This window comes from Allobosea sp. ASV33, assembly GCF_016428755.1.
Classification (GTDB): domain Bacteria; phylum Pseudomonadota; class Alphaproteobacteria; order Rhizobiales; family Beijerinckiaceae; genus Allobosea.
On sequence record NZ_JAELTI010000061.1, the window covers coordinates 1 to 19,576 of the forward strand.

General features: G+C 67.5%; 13 protein-coding genes and 1 pseudogene. 8 read left to right on the forward strand and 6 right to left on the reverse strand.

Annotated features, from left to right (window positions below; genetic code table 11):
- The coding region (locus JHD80_RS28400) for a hypothetical protein (RefSeq protein ID WP_210339914.1) at positions 1-361 on the forward strand (361 nt) is incomplete at its 5' end.
- A 39-nt stretch (positions 362-400) separates the two neighbouring features.
- On the opposite strand, the gene JHD80_RS17370 is transcribed toward JHD80_RS28400, so the two are convergent.
- From JHD80_RS17370 to JHD80_RS17385, 4 genes are all read right to left on the reverse strand, one after another.
- Positions 401-3,817: an error-prone DNA polymerase gene (locus JHD80_RS17370; RefSeq protein ID WP_199089832.1), complete on the reverse strand. Its 3,417-nt coding sequence runs from the start codon at positions 3,815-3,817 to the stop codon at positions 401-403.
- Positions 3,814-5,358, reverse strand: a complete 1,545-nt coding sequence (locus JHD80_RS17375) for a Y-family DNA polymerase (protein ID WP_199089834.1) — start codon at positions 5,356-5,358, stop codon at positions 3,814-3,816. Before JHD80_RS17375 ends, JHD80_RS17370 begins: the two co-directional genes overlap by 4 nt.
- On the reverse strand, positions 5,264-6,115 hold the full coding sequence (locus JHD80_RS17380) for an ImuA family protein (protein ID WP_199089836.1): 852 nt from the start codon (positions 6,113-6,115) through the stop codon (positions 5,264-5,266). The genes JHD80_RS17375 and JHD80_RS17380 overlap by 95 nt, the downstream gene beginning before the upstream one ends.
- Positions 6,116-6,416: 301 nt before the next feature.
- On the reverse strand, positions 6,417-7,442 hold the full coding sequence (locus tag JHD80_RS17385) for a helix-turn-helix domain-containing protein (protein ID WP_199089838.1): 1,026 nt from the start codon (positions 7,440-7,442) through the stop codon (positions 6,417-6,419).
- A gap of 247 nt (positions 7,443-7,689) precedes the next feature.
- Between JHD80_RS17385 and JHD80_RS17390 the strand changes: the two genes are divergently transcribed.
- The 7 genes and pseudogenes from JHD80_RS17390 to JHD80_RS17420 all read left to right on the forward strand — a co-directional run bounded on the left by JHD80_RS17390 (position 7,690) and on the right by JHD80_RS17420 (position 15,584).
- Positions 7,690-9,960 (forward strand): TonB-dependent receptor, encoded by a 2,271-nt coding sequence (locus JHD80_RS17390; RefSeq protein WP_199089840.1) that lies wholly within the window; start codon positions 7,690-7,692, stop codon positions 9,958-9,960.
- Between the two features lie 4 nt (positions 9,961-9,964).
- Complete coding sequence (locus tag JHD80_RS17395) at positions 9,965-10,342, forward strand: hypothetical protein (protein WP_199089842.1); 378 nt, start codon at positions 9,965-9,967, stop codon at positions 10,340-10,342.
- The gene (locus JHD80_RS17400; protein WP_248311619.1) at positions 10,339-11,610 is read left to right on the forward strand and encodes an MFS transporter; all 1,272 of its coding nucleotides are present in this window, start codon (positions 10,339-10,341) and stop codon (positions 11,608-11,610) included. Before JHD80_RS17395 ends, JHD80_RS17400 begins: the two co-directional genes overlap by 4 nt.
- 38 nt (positions 11,611-11,648) lie before the next feature.
- Positions 11,649-13,094, forward strand: a complete 1,446-nt coding sequence (locus JHD80_RS17405) for a phospholipase D-like domain-containing protein (protein ID WP_199089844.1) — start codon at positions 11,649-11,651, stop codon at positions 13,092-13,094.
- Positions 13,095-13,181: 87 nt separating this feature from the next.
- Positions 13,182-13,979, forward strand: a pseudogene (locus JHD80_RS17410) (endonuclease/exonuclease/phosphatase family protein); the annotation flags it as partial.
- A 511-nt stretch (positions 13,980-14,490) separates the two neighbouring features.
- A complete protein-coding gene (locus JHD80_RS17415) occupies positions 14,491-15,039 on the forward strand; it encodes a chromate transporter (RefSeq protein WP_199089848.1) in 549 nt (182 codons plus the stop codon).
- Between the two features lie 8 nt (positions 15,040-15,047).
- Positions 15,048-15,584, forward strand: a complete 537-nt coding sequence (locus JHD80_RS17420; protein WP_199089850.1) for a chromate transporter — start codon at positions 15,048-15,050, stop codon at positions 15,582-15,584.
- Positions 15,585-15,701: 117 nt separating this feature from the next.
- Here JHD80_RS17420 and JHD80_RS17425 read toward each other — a convergent pair whose 3' ends face one another.
- A complete protein-coding gene (locus tag JHD80_RS17425; RefSeq protein WP_199089852.1) occupies positions 15,702-16,982 on the reverse strand; it encodes an NAD(P)/FAD-dependent oxidoreductase in 1,281 nt (426 codons plus the stop codon).
- A gap of 101 nt (positions 16,983-17,083) precedes the next feature.
- Positions 17,084-19,432 (reverse strand): molybdopterin guanine dinucleotide-containing S/N-oxide reductase, encoded by a 2,349-nt coding sequence (locus JHD80_RS17430; protein ID WP_199089854.1) that lies wholly within the window; start codon positions 19,430-19,432, stop codon positions 17,084-17,086.
- Between the last annotated feature and the right edge of the window lie 144 nt (positions 19,433-19,576).

Here is a 19,576-nt window from a genome sequence, read left to right on the forward strand (position 1 = left end):
CGAGCGCAGCCGCACGATGCGCCAGCAGCGCCTCTGCCGGCCTTGTCGTGATGGGTTCGTCCGCGCCGAAGCCGTTCGCCATGGTCCTGGCCGCCTGTTCGGTAAATCGAACGAACCACTTATACCCATGGCGGCGAAGGTTCAATTTACAGCAGGTAGCGTGTTTTTTCTTATTTTACTTCCATTGGAGAAGTTTGTTTTGACGGACGGCGATCGGCACGCTGCTCGGGAATGGACGTTGCCCTCACACCTCCTCATCGTCATCCCGGACAAGCCGCGAAGCGGCGCCGATCCGGAATCCATGGTAGAGCTCCGCAGCCCTTCGATGGATCCCGGGTTTCGCTGCGCTCGCCCGGGATGACCCGCTTGGAGACGGCTAAGACGGAGCGAATCGCCCGTCCTAATGGAAATCCCGCGATTTCGGGAGGATTCGGACATTGCGCGGGTGGCGGTGGCGCGGCAGCGGCGGGTTCTTCAATTCGTCGACCGGCATCGGAACCTCGGCGCGATGCGTATCCGAGAGCGAGAGCAGATCGATCGAGCGATCAGCGATGCGCTGGGCCATGAGATGGGTGACGCCCTCGACGCTTTTCTGCACCCGACCCTCGACCAGCATCAACCGCGCACCCATGACCTCGCGGCGGAAGCGCTCGAACAGCCGCGCCCAGATCACGACATTGGTGATACCGGTCTCGTCCTCCAGCGTGACGAAGATGGCGTTGCCCTTGCCCGGCCGCTGGCGCACCAGCACGATTCCGGCGGTGCGGACGAAGGCGGCGTCCGGCTTCGCCTCGGTCTCGGCGCAGCTCAGAATGCCCTCGCGGCGGAAGCGCGGGCGCAGGAGCTGCATCGGGTGCCCCTTCAGCGAGAGCCGGACGGTCTGGTAATCGGCGACGATATGCTCGGCCAGCGGCATGACCGGCAGCGCCATGCTCCGCTCCGAACCGAGCTCGCGGGCCTGCGCGACCTGAAACAGCGGCAGAACGGCATCGTCCGGCAGGCGGCGCACGGCCCATAGCGCCTCACGGCGGTCGAGCCCAAGCGAGCGGAAAGCATCGGCATCGGCGAGCAGGCGCATGGCGCGGGCGGGGAGACCGGCACGGCGCATCAGTTCCTCGACGTCCCGATACGGGCCGCCTGCTTCCCGCTCCCTGGCGATGGCCTTCCCCCACTCATCCTTGAAGCCGTCGATCTGACGGAAGCCCAGACGCAGGGCGAAAGGGTCTCTTTTGCTCTCCTGACGCGGCCGGTCATGGTAAGAGCTCGATTCAGAAACGGCTTCCAAGCTGTTGTCCAAAAAGCTGGAATTGACATCGGCCGGCCGCGCCTCGACGCCACCGTTCTCCTCCGCCTCCCGCACGATCTGGGCTGGTGCGTAGAAACCCATCGGCTGGGAATTCAGCAACGCGGCGGCGAAAGCGGCCGGATACCATCGCTTCAGGAAGGAGGAGATGTAGACCAGCTTGGCGAAGGAAGCCGCGTGGCTTTCCGGAAAGCCGTAGCTGCCGAAGCCCTTGATCTGCTCGAAACAGCGCTGGGCGAAATCGCGCTCATAGCCGCGCGCGACCATGCGCTCGACCATCATCATCTCGTAATTGCCGATGGTGCCGGCATTGCGGAAGGTTGCCATCGCCTTGCGCAGGCCATTGGCTTCGATGTCGGAGAATTTGGCGGCGACCATGGCAAGCCGCATCGCCTGTTCCTGAAAGAGCGGGACGCCGAAGGTCTTCTTCAGAACCTCATAGAGCTCATTTTCGTCTCCATGCTCCGGCGCCGGCGAGGGATAGGTCACCTCCTCGATCTTCGCCCGCCGCTTCAGATAGGGATGGACCATATTGCCCTGGATCGGGCCGGGGCGAACGATCGCGACCTGGATGACGAGATCGTAGAATTCCCGAGGCTTCAGTCGCGGCAGCATGTTCATCTGGGCGCGGCTCTCGACCTGGAAGACGCCGAGGGATTTGCCCTCGCAGAGCATGTCGTAGGTCGCCTTGTCGCCATCCTTGAGGTCGGCGAGCGCGTAATCCTTTCCCCCGTTCGCCTTGATCAGATCGAACGCCTTGCGGATGCAGGTCAGCATGCCCAGCGCCAGCACGTCGACTTTCATCAACCCGAGCTCGTCGATGTCGTCACGGTCCCATTCGATGAAGGTGCGCTCATCCATCGCGGCGTTGCCGATCGGCACGGTCTCGTCGAGACGCCCGCGCGACAGGACGAAGCCGCCGACATGCTGCGAGAGATGGCGCGGATAGCCGAGCAGGCGGGTGGCGAAATCGACGGCGCGGCGGATCGTCGGATTGGTCGGATCGAGCCCGGCCTGACGGACGCGGGCATCGCCGATCTCGCTGCCCCAGCTTCCCCAATTGGTATCGGCGATGCGGGCGGTGACGTCCTCGGTCAGGCCCAGCACCTTGCCGGCCTCGCGAATGGCGCTGCGCGGCCGGTAATGGATCACGGTCGCGGCGATGCCGGCGCGCTCACGGCCATAGAATTTGTAGATCCACTGGATCACCTCCTCGCGCCGCTCATGCTCGAAATCGACGTCGATATCTGGCGGCTCCTTGCGCTCCGTGGAGATGAAGCGCTCGAACAGCACGTCATTCTCGTCCGGGTCGACCGCAGTGATGCCGAGCACGTAGCAGACGGCGGAATTGGCGGCCGAACCGCGGCCCTGACAGAGGATGCCCCGGCTCTCGGCGAATTCGACGATCTGGCGGATCGTCAGGAAATAGCGGGCGTATTCGAGCTTCCCGATCAGATCGAGTTCCTTCGCCAGCAGCTTCTCGACCTTCTCCGATACGCCACCGGGATAGCGGATCAGGCAGCAGCGGCGGACCAGCTCCACCAGCCAGTCCTGATCCTTCCAGCCGGGCGGGATCGGCTCGTCCGGGTATTCGTATTTGAGCTGGCGGAGATCGAATTCGATGCGGGAGAAGAGGGCTTGCGTTTCGGCGATGGCCTCGGGCGCGTCGCGGAAGAGGCGGGCCATTTCCTGCGGCAGCTTGAGATGCCGCTCGGCATTGGATTCGAGCAGGCGCCCGGCCCGCTCGATGGTGGTGCCCTCGCGGATGCAGGTGAGCACGTCCTGCAGGTCGCGCTGCCCGATGGAATCGTAGAGCGCATCATTGGTCGCGATCAGCGGCGTGCGGGTCGCTGCCGCGATCGCCTTCAGGCGCGCTAGGCGGCGGCGATCGTCGCCGCGCCGGTGCATGCTGGCTGCAAGCCAGACAGCACCGGGCGCGGCATCGTCGAGCCGGGCGAGCAATGCGGGCAGGCCATCGAGGCTGCGATCCGGCATCAGGATCAGCAGCAGGTCGCGGGCATCGTTCAGGAGGTCGTCGAGGACGAGATGGCATTCGCCCTTCCTCACGCCGTCCTTCAGGTTGCCGTGGCTGAGCAAGCGGCAAAGCCTTCCCCAGCCGGCGCGATTGGCGGGATAGACGACGATGTCGGGCGTGCCGTCGGCGAAGACGAGACGGGTGCCGGTCGCGAGCTTGAAGCGCTCCGCCTTCGCTTTCATCTCCTCGGGCGTGAAAGGCAGGGCGGCGAATTCGGGGTTCTCGACCCAGTAATATTCGCCGGGGCTGCCGCCCTCCCTGACCTTGTCGGGCGCCGGCAGACCGTAATCGCGCAATTGCTTCAACGCCGCCCAGGCCCGCACGACGCCCGCCACCGTGTTGCGGTCGGCGATGCCGATGCCGGAATAGCCGAGCAGCAGCGCCGTCAGCACCATATGCGGCCCCGGCGAGGCGCCGCGCAGGAAGGAAAAATGCGTGGCGGCAACAGGTTCGGCGAAGGCATTCGCAATCTGATTCATGCGAAGAGCCCGTGCAGGAACCAGCGCGGCGGGGCGCTGTCGGCCTCGTAGAAGCCGATGCGGTAGAGCCAGAAGCGGCGCCCTTGCGCATCCTCGACGCGGTAATAGTCGCGCATCGGCTCGTCCGAGCCGTCGCGCCACCATTCGGGGGCAATGCGCTCGGGACCTTCGGCGCGGGCGACGTCATGGGTGAGGCGGCGCCAGCGGAAGCGGATCGGCGGTCCGTCCGGCACCTCCGCGATCGCCTCGACCGGCTGAGGGGGCTCGAAAAGCTGGAGCGGGCGGGCCGGCGGTTCCTGCGGTTCGGGGGCGGACCATGCCGCCTCAGGTAATGGTGCGGCAGCCGAAAGCGCTTTCGCGGCGCGGACGGGGTGATGCGTATCCTGCGCCACAAAGCGCAGCACCCGGTCGCGGCCGAAACGGGTGACCAACCGGTCGACGAGATCGGCGACCGCTTCCTCCTCGATGGCGCGACCGTCGAGGCTGTGCTGGGGCGTGTCGAGCGGCTCGCAAAGCGGCACGGCGAGCTTGATCGCATCGAAGCCGAAGCCGGGGTCCAGCGGGTCAGACAGCGTCTCGATGCGCTCGCGATAGAGCCGGAGCAGCGCCTTGGCGTCGCGCGACGGGCGGCCGGTCTCCATGGCGAGGCGGCGCACGGCGCCGTCGCTGCGGAAGAAGCCGAGTTCGAAGACGCGCCCGCCCTCGCCGCGCGCTTCCAGCACCCGCGCCGCCTCCCCGATCAGCCTGACGACGACAGCCTCGAGGCTCGCGGTATCGGCGAAAGGCTCGGCGAAATGGCGCTCGACCACGCAGTCGGGCGGCGGGCGCAAGGGCGTGATGCGACGGTCCTCATGGCCGAGGATGCGCCTGAGCTTGACCACCAGCGCCTCGCCGAAGCGGGCGGAGAGCGTTTCCGAGGGGCGCTCCGCGAGATGGGCCAGCGTCTTCAGGCCGGCGCGGGAGAGCGCGATCACGGTCTCGGCGTCCGTATCCAACGCTGCGGTCGGCAGGAAACGCAGCAGCGCCTCCTCCTGCCCGGGCGGGACGATGCCGCCGCGGCCATGGCGGGCGCAGGCGCGGGCGGCGTCGGGCGTGCCGGCGATGGCGGCCTTGAGCTGGAGACCGCCCCGCTGCATGGCACGCGCGGCCAGGTTGCCGAGCCCGGCCTCGCCGCCGAAGAGATGGGCGCAGCCGGTGATGTCGAGCATCAGGCCATGCGGGTCGTCGAGCGCGACCAGCGGGGTGAAGCGGTCGCAGAAACCGGCGAGCGCTTCGAGGAATTCGCGATCGGCCTGGGCTTGAGCCTCCAGCGCGACGAGATCGGGGATGCGGGCGCGGGCGTCGGCCAGCGTCATATTTCGCGTCAGGCCGAGATCGACGGCGCGCTGGTCGCAATCGACGAGGCGCAGGGCGTTGCCCTGCATCTCGGTCAGCACATGCGGCTTCTCAGCCAGTGCGCCGGAGGCCGGAATCGCGCCCGTCCGCCGTAACCTGTCCGTCGCCAGAAAGGGGAACCAGAGGGCGAGATAACGGCGCGGCATGGTCTGTCCGGGCAGATCGATCGAAAAGGCTGCGTTCCGCAAAGCAATGTCGGTCACGGTCCCACTCCACACGCCACTCACGCTCGGCCGCGCCGCCGCGCTGGCGCAGCAATCTCAGGGCGAAGGCCGGAGCGCCCGGCGCATTCGCCTCCAGCGCCCGCGATGCGAGCGCCCTCACCTGCCAGCGCGTGCGCGCCGCGCTCGGCGCCTCGGCCGCCGCGACGCGCAGCAGCAGCACCGGCACGCCCGAAGCTTCCGCTGCCAAAGCGAGGCGGCGGCTCGCCGTCAGGTCGAAAGGGCGCGGCTCGCCCCAGGGCTCGATCAGCACGGCGCTGAGCGCGGCACAGCGCGCCGCCTCGGCCCCGGCGCGCAGCACACCCTCGCCGTCTCGCGCCCGCACCAGCAGCAGGCGCGCCGGATCGAGGCCGAGCTCGTTCAACCCCGGCGCATGAAGCCGCCCGGCCTCGGCATCGACGAAATCCTGCCGCGCCCAGAAGATGGGGCCTCCGCCCCCCTTCCGGTCGATCCGCCCCGCCCGCAGCGCGAGGCCGAGTGCGAAGCCGGTCGCAGCGGCGAGATCGGCGACCTCGGCGGCGTAAATCTCATGCAGCGCGGCCCGCACGAGCCCACCGTTCAAGACCTCGTCCAGAGCGGGGACGCCCAGGTCGATCCGCCCGGCCGCGACCGGACCGCTCCGAAGAGCGGCCTCGGCAAGGCTGCGGCGCAGATCGGACAGGGTCGGTGCGGTTTCCGGCATGGGAGCACGATAATTGTTCTCTCTTTGTTCTTTTATAGAACGTGACTTGCCCGAAGGCGAGTCGAGTCTTCCGGCCGTCCCCATGCCCCTGTCAGCGGGTGACGCGGATCAGTCTGCGTTTGGAAATCGCCTGAGCCCTCATCCTGAGGAGCGGACGCAAGTCCGCGTCTCGAAGGATGTTCCAGATGGGTTCGCGTGCCTCCTGGAACATCCTTCGAGACGCCGCTACGCGGCTCCTCAGGATGAGGGCTGGAGGTTCCGATCAGACATTCAGGAGGAGGGCTGAGTGTCCGCCGGGCTCTCAGGCCTCTCCGCTGACGGCCTGCGCCTTCACCTGCGAGGGCGGGCGGCCGAAGCGCTTGCGGAAACAGCGGTTGAAATAGGAGAGATCGCCGAAGCCGACCTCATAGGCGACGGCGCTGATGGTGAGCGTCGCGCCTTCGGCCGTGACCAGTCGATGCCAGGCACGGTCGAGCCGGCGCTCCAGCACATAGTCGGAAAAGGTCCGGCCCTCGGCCTCGAACAGCTTCTGGACGACGCGCGCGCTGACGCCGTGCAGGGACGCGATCATCTCGACGCCGAGCTCGCGCCGCTCCAGCCGGGCCTCGATATCGGCCTTGATCGCGGCGAGGCGGCCGGCCCGCCGGTCGGCCATCGCGACTGGCGCCGCGGATTCGCGATCCGAGAGGGCCGCGCCGATGAGATCGTGGACATGGCCCTTGGCGAGGGCCTGGAGATCGGCGGAGTTCAAGGGCAGCAAGCCGCGCAACAGGAGCGCGCCGTAATGCGCCAGCGCCTGCAAGCCCGGATTGGAGCGCGGGATGACCTGCATCAGCGCGGAATCGTCCCCGAGCGAAGGCAATAACGCCCGATCGAGCTCGATCACATCGATGCGGCCGGGCTGGGCCAGGACGAACTCGGTCGGCTGGTCGAGAGCGAGCGCCGCCGCCTCGCGAGCACGGAGCGCGAGGCGCCTGTCGCCCTGCCGGATCACGACGCGCCCCTCGGCCGGGCGGACGAGGATGTAGCGGGCTCCCTCCCCGGCTCGCTCCGACCGCCAGACCCAGTGCGCCGCCGGGGCGAAGCAGGAGCGCAGGCCGATATCGGGGCGCGTGGTCAGGATGCAGCGGGCATCGAAAGGCAGGGGCAGATCGGGCGCCGCAGCTTCGCGAGCGACGGTGCGGCCGAGGATTCGCCGCGACAGCGTGCTCGCCTCGTCGCGGCCGACATCGGCGGAGACCAGCCAGAACGGCACGAAATTCTGCGATTCAGGTGCCGCCTCCCGCCCGGGGCGTGTCGCGACAGCCACATCTCCCGTTTTCGACACCGGATTCGTCTCAGTCCTATAGCGCGTTCGCGGAAGTCCAAGCTTAGACCGCAGAAACATCATTACAGCAACAACTGAAATCGATCACGGACCTCACCCAAGACCGAATCCGCAATGAAATCAAGCTACTTTACTATAATTCTAAAGAACGAATTCTGAGATAACACAAGTAATCCGCCATCAGAACGGTTTCGAATTTCTGCCCAACACATGGGCAGGACCGCAGCCAGCGCCGCCAGGTAGAACCATGACCAGATCGATCAGCCTCGCCACCAGCCTCGTGGCCCTCCTCGCCTCCTCGGTGGCGGTCGCGCAGGTTTCGCCGGAGTCCGCAGCGCGCCCTGCCGGATCGGGCCGCGCCGCGAATGCGCCGACCACGATCGATCTCGACACGATCACGGTGACCGCCGCGCGCGCCGAGCGCAGCACGGCCGAGACGCCGCAATCCGTGCAGGTCATCGACCGGACGGAGATCGAGCAGCAGATGAAGTTCAGCCCCAACGCCGCTGCCGCGCTCGGCAAGCTGGTGCCGGGCTATTCGATGTCGACACAGACGGTCTCCAGCGCCTCGGAAAACTATCGCGGGCGCGACCTCCTGGTGATGATCGACGGCGTGCCGATGAACACGCCGCTGCGCGACGTCTCGCGCATCCTTTCGCTGATCGATCTCAACACGGTGGAGCGGATCGAAGTCGTCGCCGGCGCCTCCAGCTTGTACGGCGCGGGCGCGACCGGCGGCACGGTCAATTTCATCACGCGGAAGGCGGCCGAGGGCAAGCCGCGCGTCACGGTCAACACCGCGATCCGCGGCTTCACCCAGAATATCGGCCGCTCGCTCGCGCCGGAAACCTCGGTGACGGTCTCCGGCAAGGTTCCGGATGGCATCGACTACCTGTTCTCCGGCCAGATCCGCGGCGCGGGCCGCACCTATGACGGCGCCGGACGCGAATTGCCGTCGGACGGCCTGCTCGGCCAGGGCGGCGGCGATCGCTACAGGGCCGGCAACCTGCTCGCCAAGCTCGGCTATGATTTCGCGGGCGGCAAGCGCATCGAGTTCAACGCCTCCTGGATCGGCTTCGACCAGAATCCGAAATACCTGACCAACTACGCCGCGCCCTTCGCGCGGCCGGACCGGACGCAGCTTTATACCGGCCAGAGCGTGCTGGAGGACACCAAGTCCGTGTCGCTGCGCTATAGCGATGCCGATTTCGCGCTCGGCAAGCTCAGCGTGCTCGGCTACTACAACGACATCAAGAAGCGCTTCAATTACTCGACCTTCTCCTACCCCTACAATTCGCAGGTCTACTACTCGTTCAACCCGCTCTCGCCGACGAGCCGGGACAACCAGACGACGCTCTATTCGCAGCGCGGCGGCGTGAACGTCACGATCGACACCCCGCTCGATCGCATCCTGCCCGGCGCCAAGCTGACCTGGGGCGGCGACCTGATCCAGGAGAAGACCTGGCAGACCCTGACCAGCGGGCAGGACGTCTTCACGCCGCTGAAGCAGACGACGGCCGCCGGCTTCGGCCAGCTCCAGATCCCGATCGGCGAGCGCATCGTGCTGCGCGGCGGCCTGCGCTACGAGCATTTCTCGCTCTCGGTGAACGACTATACCCGCCCGGCGGCTTACGCGGCTGTCGCGGCCAACAATGCGCAGGGCTACCAGGCCTTCGTGCTGCCGGCTTTGCGCGTGCTCGGCGGCGATTTCGACTATTCGGCGGTGACCGCCAATCTCGGCGCGACGATCAAGCTCTCCGAGAGCAGCGAGATCTTCGGCGGCTTCTCGCAGGGCTTCGCGCTGCCGGATGTCGGCGCCTTCACCCGCCGCGCCGGCATCTCGACGCAATATGCCTGCCCGGTGCAACTCCCGAACTGCCTGCCCGCCAACCGCCAGACGATCAGCTATTCGGCGATCGCTCCCAAGGCGCAGATCGTCAACAATTACGAGCTCGGCATCCGCGGCAGCTATGACCGCTTCAAGGGCTCGCTGACCGGTTTCGTCAGCACCTCCGACGACGGCGTCACCTTCGATTCCGTGACCAACACGATGTCGCAGCAAAAGGAGCGGATCTGGGGCGTCGAGGCGACCGGCGACGTCACCATCACCGACGCCTTCGCCATGGGCACGGTTTTGTCCTATCGCGAGGGCCGCTACGACACCAATGGCGACGGCAAGCTCGACAGCAACCTGCCGAACAACCGCATCGGTTCGCCCTGGCGCGGCATGCTCTATGGCAGCTACCGCTTCGTGAACGGCATGCAGCTCCGTGTCGAGGGGGAAGCGTTCTCGGACCGCGACGTCGCGATCGACCTGCGCGGCACGCGCTACAAGCTGAAGGGCGCGGCGACGATGAACGTCGCGCTGACCGCCCCGGTCTGGGAGGGCGAGGCCTATGTCGCGGTCAACAACCTGTTCGACCGCGCCTACCAGAACCCGACGGCGACCTCGGTGCGCAACCTGCCGAACTATGGCTGGGGCCGCACCGTCACCCTCGGCTTCCGCAAGACCTTCTGACGCCATGGTCAGCCTCGAGATCGACGCTCAGGCAGTGGTGACGCTGCGCTTCATGCCGCCCTATCAGCCGGAGGACGAGCGCGCCTATCTCGACGCGCTTCACGAGATCGGCCAGCGCGAGGAGCCCTATACGCTGCTGACGATCTTCGGCGGCGGGCGGGCGCTCTCGCAGGCGGGCGAGCGCGAGCAGGCGCTGTGGTTCAAGGCAACGCGTGACCGGGTCTCGCGCGCCTGCCGGGCCTGCGCGATCGTGCGCCCCGATGCCAGCGAGAAGACCGCCGAGATCTTCCGCCGGCTCTGGCCCTTCCCGATCGTCGCCGAACGCGAGGAGGCGGTTGGCCGCGCCTTCCTGCTCAGCCAGTACAGCGGATCGAAGCCATGAGCAGCGCAACCGAATCCGCTGTCATGCCCGCCGCGCTCGCGCCGCGCCAACGCTACCGGCTCTTCGCCGTGCTGGGCGGCTTGTATCTGGCGCAGGCGATCCCGTCCTATCTCTTCGTCGCGGCGCTGCCGCCGATCATGCGCGAGCTCGGCGTCTCCCGCACCGCGATCGGCGCGATGAGCATCCTGCTGCTGCCGCTCGTGCTGAAATTCATCTGGGCGCCCTGGGTCGACCGCATCCGCCCCTTCGCGCGGGCACATCGCGCCGGCTGGGTCCTGATCACCCAGAGCCTGACGATCCTCGCCATCCTCGCCCTGATCATGGTCGGGCCGACCGAGGTCAACGCGATCATCGCGATCGGCTTCGTCGCCTCGCTCTTGATCTCGACGCAGGACATCGCGACCGACGGCTATGCCGCGAAACATCTGCCGGAAGCGGATCGCGCCATCGGCAACGCCATCCAGGGCGGCTCTGTGGCTTTCGGCGTGGTGATCGGCGGCACGCTCGGCCTCGTGCTCTACCATCATATCGGCTGGACCGGGATGCTGGTGACCATCGCCGCGATCTCGCTGCTGCCGCTGGTCGCGGCCGCGATGATGCGCGAGGACGATCCGGTGCCGGGGACCGCACCCGCGCCGCGCCCGTCGATCCGGGCCTTCATGAGGCGGCCGGAGGCCCGCCAGATCCTCTGGATCGCCCTGACCTATCGGGCCAGCGAAGGCCTCGTGAAGGCGATGGAGGGCTCGTACCTGGTCGATGCCGGCATTCCGCTCGACCAGATCGGCTATCTCTCCGGCCTCTCGGCCACGACGGCGGGATTGGCGGGCTCGGCCATCGCGGCCTGGATGGTGAAGCGGCAGGGCCTCTCTTTCGTGCTCGCCCTGCTCGGTGGCATGCGGACGATCTGCTTCGCACTCTTCGCGGCGCATGCGCTCGGCGCCGTCGTCGGCGTCTGGCCGCTGTTCGGCGCCGCCGGCTTCCAGACCCTGATCCGCTACATGGAGATCGTCGCGCTCTATTCGCTGTTCATGGCAGTGACGACTTCGGAGCAACCCGGCACCGACTTCACCATCCTCGCCTGCGCGCAATTGCTGGTCTATCTCGCGGGCTCCATGCTGGCTGGCAAGCTCGCCGATGCGATGGGCTATGGCGTCCTGTTCGCGCTGGCGACCGCGATCTCCGCCATCGCCGTTATCGCGACGGTCAGGATGCTCGCGCAGGCTACGATCATGAACCCGTCAGGTGCGGGATCGGCCAAAGTGCGCTGAGCATGGCGGATCGCCGCGTCGCGCGTTAGCTTCGCGGCATGTGGGGGATTCTCTCGACTTACTGGCCGCATATCCTCGCCGTCATCACGATCGTGACGTCGAGCGTTGCCGGCGCGCATGCGGTGATGACGAAGGACGAGGTGCGCGCCGCCATCGGCTGGGTCGGCGTCATCATCCTCTCGCCGATCATCGGCCCGCTGCTCTATGCCATCGCCGGGATCAACCGCATCCGCCGCGCCTCGATCCTGGCCAACCGCCCTGGCCACGGCATGGCTGCGGCCGATTTCCATGTCGAGGACGAGGCGGTCGCGACGCATTTCGGCCGGCGCTTCCTTGCGCTCAAGACGCTCGGCGACCGCGTCGCGCGCCATCCGCTAACCACCGGCAACCGCATCGAGATCCTGGAGACCGGCGACGAGGCCTATGGCGCGATGCTCGCGGCCATCGCGGCGGCGCAGCGCAGCATCATCCTGGAAAGTTACATCTTCGACCGCGATCCGCTCGGCCTGCGCATCGCCGACGCGCTGATCGCGGCCCATAAGCGCGGCATCGCGGTCCGCGTCCTGATCGACGCGGTCGGCGCGCGCTATTCGGTGCCGAGCATTGCCGGGCATCTGCGCGAAGGCGGAGTCGCGGTCAGCGTCTTCAACGGCAACATCATCATGGGCCTCCGGCTGCCCTATGCCAATCTGAGGACGCACCGGAAGATCATCGTCGTCGACGGCGTCATCGGCTTCATGGGCGGCATGAACATCCGCGAGGGCTTCACCCGCGAATTCGCCGGTGACGCCTTCGCTCATGACACGCATTTCCGCGTCGAAGGCCCCGTGGTGGCCGATCTCTTCGCGGTGGCGGCCGAGGATTGGTGCTTCGCCACCGGCGAGGTGCTCGCAGGCACGCCCTGGGAGTTTCCGGTCACCGCACGCGGCGGCATGCCGGTGCTGGCGCGCGCGGTGCCGTCGGGGCCGGATGCCTATCTGGAGACCAATCACAAGCTGTTGATGGGCGCGCTGTCGGTGGCGCGCGATTCGGTCAAGGTCATGTCGCCCTATTTCCTGCCGGACCAGGAACTGATCAGCGCACTCGTCACCGCGGCCCGGCGCGGGGTCGACATCGATATCGTCGTACCCTCGGTCAACAATCTGGTGCTGGTCGACCGCGCGATGACCGCGCAATTCGACCAGATCCTGAAGAATTACTGCCGGATCTGGCGCTCGACCGGCGCCTTCGACCATTCCAAGCTGCTCGCCGTCGACGGGAGCTGGGCCTATGTCGGCTCCTCCAATCTCGACCCGCGCTCGCTGCGCCTGAATTTCGAGATCGACCTGGAGGTTCTCGACCATGGTTTCGCCCGCGAGATCGAGCGCCGGATCGAGACGGTGATGGCGAGTGCGACCCCGGTCACGCTTGCCGGCCTGCGCGCCCGGCCCTATGTCATGCGTCTGATCGACAGGCTGATCTGGCTCGGCTCGCCCTATCTGTGAACCGATGCGGTCATATCCCTGACGCCATGGATGCCTAAGCCGTGGCCCGCCCATCATGGCGGGTCCGGAGCACGAGCCGGCGGAGCGATGCAGAAGAAGAACCAGAGCCTGCCCGCCAGCATCATCGCCTCGCTGCGCCAGCGCAGGAACCGCCCCGGCACCGCGGCGGCGGGCGGGGATGGGCGCTCCGGCGGCACGCTCGTCGCATCCTACAACGTCCATAAATGCGTCGGCGTCGACGGCCGCTTCGACCCCAGCCGGATCGCACAGGTGATCCGCGAGATCGCGCCGGATGTCATCGCCCTGCAGGAGGCAGACAAGCGCTTCGGCGCCCGCCACGGCCTGCTCGATCTTGCCCGGCTGAAGGATGAAACCGGGCTTGTGCCCGTTCCCGTCGAAAGCGCGAATGCCGCGGCCCATGGCTGGCACGGTAATGTCGTGCTGTTCCGGCAGGGGCTGGTGCGCGATGTCCACCAGGTCTCGTTGCCGGGGCTGGAGCCGCGCGGCGCGCTGGTCGTCGATATCGACCTGGAAAGCGGCGCGGCGCTGCGCATCGTCGCGGCGCATCTCGGACTGCTCCGACGCTCGCGCTCGCAGCAGGCCCGGATGATCATCGAGCTCATGCGCAGCCGGGATGAGCGCCCCACCCTCTTGCTCGGCGATCTCAACGAATGGCGCCTCGGCGGCCGCTCGGCGCTGAGCGCGCTCGATGCCGCCTTTGGCGCCATGCCGGTGCCGGTGCCGAGCTTCCCGGCCGGGCTGCCCCTGCTGGCGCTCGACCGGATCATCGCCAACCGCCCGGAAATCCTGTCGGAGGTCGCGGTCCACGACACGCCGCTGGCGCGCGTCGCCTCCGATCATCTGCCGATCAAGGCCTTCGTCGATCCGGCCATGGCAGCGCTGCGGGTGCGCACGCCCGATTTCGTGCTCGTTCCGGCCGAGGCTGCCGCCAATCCCGTGGCGGCGCTGGACAAGGAAGCCCCCCTGCCGCTCCCCGCGATGTCCTCCGGCAAGGGGCGCGAGCGCGGCAATCGCGCACTCGTGCGCAAGGCCGGCGATCAGCTGAAACGAGCCGTCAGGCGCACCTTGCGACGCCCGGACGCGCCGTCGCGGTAGGTGACCGAGACGATTGCCGGATCGCTCCCAACTGCAACGCCCCCTTGTCATTCCGGGGCGCGCGCAGGCGCGAACCCGGAACCCACGACCGGGTGAGACAGTCGATGCAAGGTTGTTGGCGGATCACCCGGTCGTGGGTTCCGGGTTCTTCGCTCTGCGAAGCCCCGGAACGACAAAGGTGGTTTGAAGCCGCTTCATGCCGGCAATGCGCTTCGGCGCTGGCCAATACCGGCAAAGCCTGCTTTCTGAATTCGTCAGCCGTCTCAGGACGCAGAATCAGATGCCGGATGCCTTGGCCGAGCGCCCGAGCGCGCTGCAACTCTTCCTGATCTTCGCACGGATCGGGCTGACCAGCTTCGGCGGCGGCCTGAGCGGCTGGATGCTCCGGGAATTCGTGCAGCGGCGGCGCCTGATGAGCGAGGAGGATTTCCTCAACGGCCTCTCGGTCGCGCAGGCCCTGCCCGGCGTCAACGTCACCAACATGGCGATCTGGATCGGCTACAAGCTCGGCGGGCGCAACGGCGCCATCGCCTCCTGGCTCGGCATCGTCGTGCCGGCCGCCTTCGTCATCGTGCTGATCGGCAGCGTCTTCGCCTCGCTCAGCGGCTATGAGCTCAGCCATGTCGCGCTCGGCGGCGCGGCCTCGGCCGCGATCGGCCTGTCGCTGGCGATGGGACTGACCGCGGCGCGACGCGTGCCGCGCCGGGTGTTCCCGCTGGCGATGATGGCGGCGACCTTCGTCGCGGTCGCGATTCTGAAATGGCCGCTGCTCTGGACGGTGCTCGGTGCCGGCTCGCTCAGCGTCGCCGTGACCTATCGCAACGGTTGAGCGACCGGATGCAATCCCTGCCCTTCAGCATCATCCTCGTCTTCCTGCCGCTCTCGCTCGTCACCATCGGCGGCGGGCAGAGCGCCATCGCCGACATGCACCGCCAGATCGTCGATGTGCATCATTGGATGAGCGCTTCGCAATTCGTCGACGCCTTCGCGATCGCGCGGCTGGCGCCGGGACCGGGCTCCCTGCTGGCGACCTTGATCGGCTGGCAGATCGCCGGGTTCTGGGGAGCGGTCGCGGCGACCGTCGGCATCTTCGGGCCGACGGCCTTCCTGATCTACGGCGTTGCCCATATCTGGTCCCGCTACGAGGGCGCCCGCGCGCTGCGCGCCCTCGAAAAGGGTTTACGGCCCGTCGCTGCCGGGATGATCCTGGCGGCGAGCTATGTGCTGATCCAGTCCCTCGACACCGGCTGGCTCGGGCGGGGCATTGCGCTCGTCTCGACAGCCCTGCTGATGCTGACGCCGGTCAATCCGCTGCTGCTGATCGCAGGCGGTGCCGGCTGTTTCGTCGGGCTGCATCTGCTGGCGCTGATCTAGCCACTCTGAACGACAGGGCGTCATTCTCTGGATTGACCCGAGAATCTCTGGATATTGAGGCGCGGCGAGCCTTCTTCGGCAGGAGATGCTCGGGCCAAGCCCGAGCATGACGACAGGCTATCGGCCGCGGATCAGATCGGCCGCCTGATAGCTCCAATAGGTCAATTGGACGGCCGCCGTCCCGAAGGGGCCGCCGTTCCAGACCAGGCCGAAGGGCGCGAACAGCTTGTAGCGGTCGCTCGCGCCGCTGATCGCCTCGGCGATGACGGTGCCGCCGATCGCGGTGGTGTTCATGCCATGGCCGCCGAAGGCGGTGCAGTACCAGACGCCCGGCCGGTACTGCCCGATCTGCGGCATGAGATGACGGGCATAGGACATCAGGCCCGACCAGGCGGTCTCGATCTTCAGCTCGGCGAGCTGCGGGTAGGTCGTGACCATCTCGTGGCGCAGGATCGCGGCGACGTCGCCGGGCTCGGTCGTGCGCGTGGTGATGCGCCCACCCCAGAGAATGCGCGAGCCGCCCTCGACCGTGCGATAATAGTCGCCGGCGCGCCGGTCGTCACCGACGCCGGTGCCGATGCGGATCGCCGAACGGATCAGGTCCGGCGCCGCTTCCGTCAGCAGGACATAGGTCGCGATCGGGATATAGGCGCGCCGCAGCGCCGGCAGCACGGAGCCGGTATAGCCGCCGGTGGTGAACAGCACCTGTTCGGCCTCGATCGTCGCCTTGGCCGTCTTCAGCTGCTTCACCGCGCCGTCGAGCTCGCAGGAGATGACGGGCGAACCTTCGTAAATCTTGCCGCCGAGCCGGACGATCTCGCGGGCGAGTGCGCGGGCATAGTTCAGCGGATGGAAATGGAAGGAATCGTCGGCGGTCAGCGAGGCGTGGTATTTCGGCGAATTGAGCAGCGCGCGCGTCTCGTCGCGCCCGAGATAGCGCAGCTTGCGGCCGAAGCGCTTCTCCTGGGTGTCACGGACAGCCTGGAGCCCGGCGCCGCCATCATAGCGCACGACCTTCATGATACCCGGCGACGGCGCCGCCTCGGTGATCCCGAGGCTTTCGATATTGCCGCGGACGATCTCGACCCCTTCCATCGTCAGGCGGTAGAGCTCGTCGGCCTGGTCGCGGCCGGTCTGGCGCTCGATCGCGGCAAGCGAGGTCGCATAGCCCGGGCTGACGAAGCCGCCATTGCGGCCAGACGCACCCCAGGCGACACGCTCGGCCTCCAGCAACAGGACGGAACGGCCGGCGCGGGCGAGATCGAGCGCGGCGGTAAGACCGGCGAGGCCCCCGCCGACGATGCAGATATCCGTCTTCAGCGTGCCTTCGGCCGGCGGATAGCTCTCCTCCGTCGCGAGGGTGCGGCGGTAATAGGTATCGATATAGGAGGAGGACATGCGGTCTCGCGAAGGACAGGCGGTGGCTTTCGTCGTGAGCTATCGCGCGATCCGCCGCTGGTTTCCACAGCGGCGGACCGGCATTTTTATCTCACCACAGCTTATTCGGCCGCTTCCACGCTGCGCGATCCCGGCGGGTCGAAAGCCTGGATCGGCGGCAGGTTGCCGTCGAAGCGCGCTACCTGAACCGTCGTGAGCTGCCCGGTGCAGCCCTGCGCCAGCGCGGAGGTGCCGATGTCGCGGGTCAGCACGTTCGGATTGCCGTGAACGCAGAGCGGCTTGTCCTCGGTCGGATCGACCGGATCGTACCAGGCGCCGGTCGGCAATTGCACGACGCCCTTGCGGATACCGTCGGTGATGATGACGCCGGCAAGGCAGGCCCCGCGCTCGTTCGAGATGCGGATAATGTCGCCGTCGACGAGGCCCCGCGCCGCAGCATCCTCCGGATGCATGCGCGCGACCTCGCGGCCGCGGAGCTTGCCCTCGCTGCTATGGCCGCCGAAATCGAACTGGCTGTGCAGGCGGGTGCGGGGCTGGTTGGCGACCAGCACATAGGGGGTGCTCTCGTCGGGGACGTTGCTGGCGCCGAGCCAGGTCGGGTGGCCGGGGCAATCGGCCTCGCCGAAGCCGGCGATCGTCTCCGAGAAGATCTCGAGCTTGCCTGATGGCGTCGGCAGCGGCGCGGCGTCCGGATCGGCCCGGAAGGCGCGCAGGTTGCCGCCATCGTCCGGCTGCTGCGGCAGGTCGAAGCCCTCGCCCGCCCAGAACTCGGCGAAGCTCGGTGCCGGCAGACCCTTCGCCGCCAGCCCCTTGCGGGTCGGCTCGTAGAGATGCTCCAGCCATTGCCGGACGGTGCGCCCCTCGGAGAAGGCTTCGCCGGTGCCGAGGCGCTCGGCCAGATCGGCGAAGATCGCGTAGTCGTCGCGCGCCTCGCCATAGGGCGCGACCACCGGATGCATCGGAACCAGCAGCGGATCGTTGGGGTTGCCGCCGATATCCTCGCGCTCCAGCGTCATCGTGCAGGGCAGCACGATATCGGCGTGGCGGGCCGTCGCGGTCCAGGCGAGCTCGTGGACGACCAGCGTGTCGACGCGGGCGAAGGCCTCGCGCAGGCGGTTCAGGTCCTGATGGTGATGGAACGGGTTGCCACCGGCCCAGTAGACCAGCTTGATCTCGGGATAGATCCGGGTCTGGCCGTTATAGCGATAGGTCGTGCCCGGGTTGAGCAGCATGTCGGAGATGCGCGCGACCGGGATGTAGTCGCTGATCGGGTTCTTTCCCTGCGAGAATGTCGGCATCGGCACGGCGTTGTAGCGCCGGCCGTAATAGGCGATGGCGCCGAGGCCGTAGCCGTAGCCGCCGCCGGGCAGGCCGATCTGGCCGAGCGCGGCTGCGAGCACCATGCCCATCCAGACCGGCTGCTCGCCATGGGCGGCGCGCTGCAAGGCATGCGCCACCACGATGAGCGCGCGCTTGCCGTGAAGGCGCTTGGCCAGCGCCACGATCTCCTCGGCAGGCACGCCGCAGATCGGGGATGCCCAGGCGGCGTCCTTGGGTTGGCCATCGGCCTCACCCAGCAAGTAGCGCTCGAAGACCGGCCAGCCGGCCGTAAAGCGATCGAGGAAGGCGCGGTCGTGCAAGCCCTCGACGACGAGCGTGTGCACCAGCGCCAGCATCAGCGCCGTATCGCTGCCGGGGATATTCGCCACCCAGTCGGCAGCGGCTTCCGCAGGCAGGTCGCCGCGCAGCGGGCTGACCAGCACGAATTCGCAGCCGCGCTCCTGCGCCCGCTCCATCGCACCGCGCTCGACATGGCGGCTGGTGCCGCCGCCGGCGACCATGCTGTTCTTCAGGGCCATGCCGCCGAAGGCGAGCACGATCTCGCTGTGATCGGCGATCTGCTCCCAGGAGACGTTGCGCTTCACCAGGTCCTCGTAGTCGCCGATGATATGCGGCACGAGGACGGAAGACGCGCCCGAGGAATAGCTGTTGACCGACTTCACATAGCCGCCGGTCGAGGTGTTCAGGAAGCGGTGGATCTGGCTCTGGGCATGGTGGAAGCGGCCGGCGCTGGCCCAGCCATAGGAGCCGCCGAAGATCGCGCCGGGGCCGTGGTCGTCGCGCACGCGGCGCAATTCGGCCGCGAGCTTGTCGAGCACCGCCGACCAGGACATCGGCACGTATTCGTCGCTGCCGCGGCGGCTGTCGGGACCGGGGCCGTTCTCCAGCCAGCCGCGACGGACCATGGGCTGGGCGATGCGGGCGCGGTGGCGCAGGGCGGCCGGGAAATTCTGGATGATCTCGTTCGGGTCGGGATCGACCGGATGCGGGCGGACTTCGAGCTCCCCGCCCTTCATGCGGGCCGAGAACACGCCCCAATGCGAGGTATGCGGGCGGAACGCCTCGCTTTCGGTCACAGCCTCGCTTGCCGGAACGACTGGAGCCGCCATCGCCTTCACCCTCTTCTTTTTGACTTGAACAGCCGCTCCCTCATTCCGCTTCCCGGCGGCGGATCGCAAGGGGTTTTGGCGGATTGCCGGCCAGCGCCAGACGCTTAGCCGAATGCAGAAGGGCCCGGCTGCAGCAGCCGGGCC

What these genes read in the sequence shown, in the direction of transcription:
- JHD80_RS17370 (WP_199089832.1), bottom strand. Translation starts at nt 3,817, where the DNA reads ATGAATCAGATTGCGAATGCCTTCGCCGAACCTGTTGCCGCCACGCAT.
- JHD80_RS17375 (WP_199089834.1), bottom strand. Translation starts at nt 5,358, where the DNA reads ATGCCGCGCCGTTATCTCGCCCTCTGGTTCCCCTTTCTGGCGACGGAC.
- JHD80_RS17380 (WP_199089836.1), bottom strand. Translation starts at nt 6,115, where the DNA reads ATGCCGGAAACCGCACCGACCCTGTCCGATCTGCGCCGCAGCCTTGCC.
- JHD80_RS17390 (WP_199089840.1), top strand. Translation starts at nt 7,690, where the DNA reads ATGACCAGATCGATCAGCCTCGCCACCAGCCTCGTGGCCCTCCTCGCC.
- JHD80_RS17395 (WP_199089842.1), top strand. Translation starts at nt 9,965, where the DNA reads ATGGTCAGCCTCGAGATCGACGCTCAGGCAGTGGTGACGCTGCGCTTC.
- JHD80_RS17400 (WP_248311619.1), top strand. Translation starts at nt 10,339, where the DNA reads ATGAGCAGCGCAACCGAATCCGCTGTCATGCCCGCCGCGCTCGCGCCG.
- JHD80_RS17405 (WP_199089844.1), top strand. Translation starts at nt 11,649, where the DNA reads ATGTGGGGGATTCTCTCGACTTACTGGCCGCATATCCTCGCCGTCATC.
- JHD80_RS17415 (WP_199089848.1), top strand. Translation starts at nt 14,491, where the DNA reads ATGCCGGATGCCTTGGCCGAGCGCCCGAGCGCGCTGCAACTCTTCCTG.
- JHD80_RS17420 (WP_199089850.1), top strand. Translation starts at nt 15,048, where the DNA reads ATGCAATCCCTGCCCTTCAGCATCATCCTCGTCTTCCTGCCGCTCTCG.
- JHD80_RS17425 (WP_199089852.1), bottom strand. Translation starts at nt 16,982, where the DNA reads ATGTCCTCCTCCTATATCGATACCTATTACCGCCGCACCCTCGCGACG.
- JHD80_RS17430 (WP_199089854.1), bottom strand. Translation starts at nt 19,432, where the DNA reads ATGGCGGCTCCAGTCGTTCCGGCAAGCGAGGCTGTGACCGAAAGCGAG.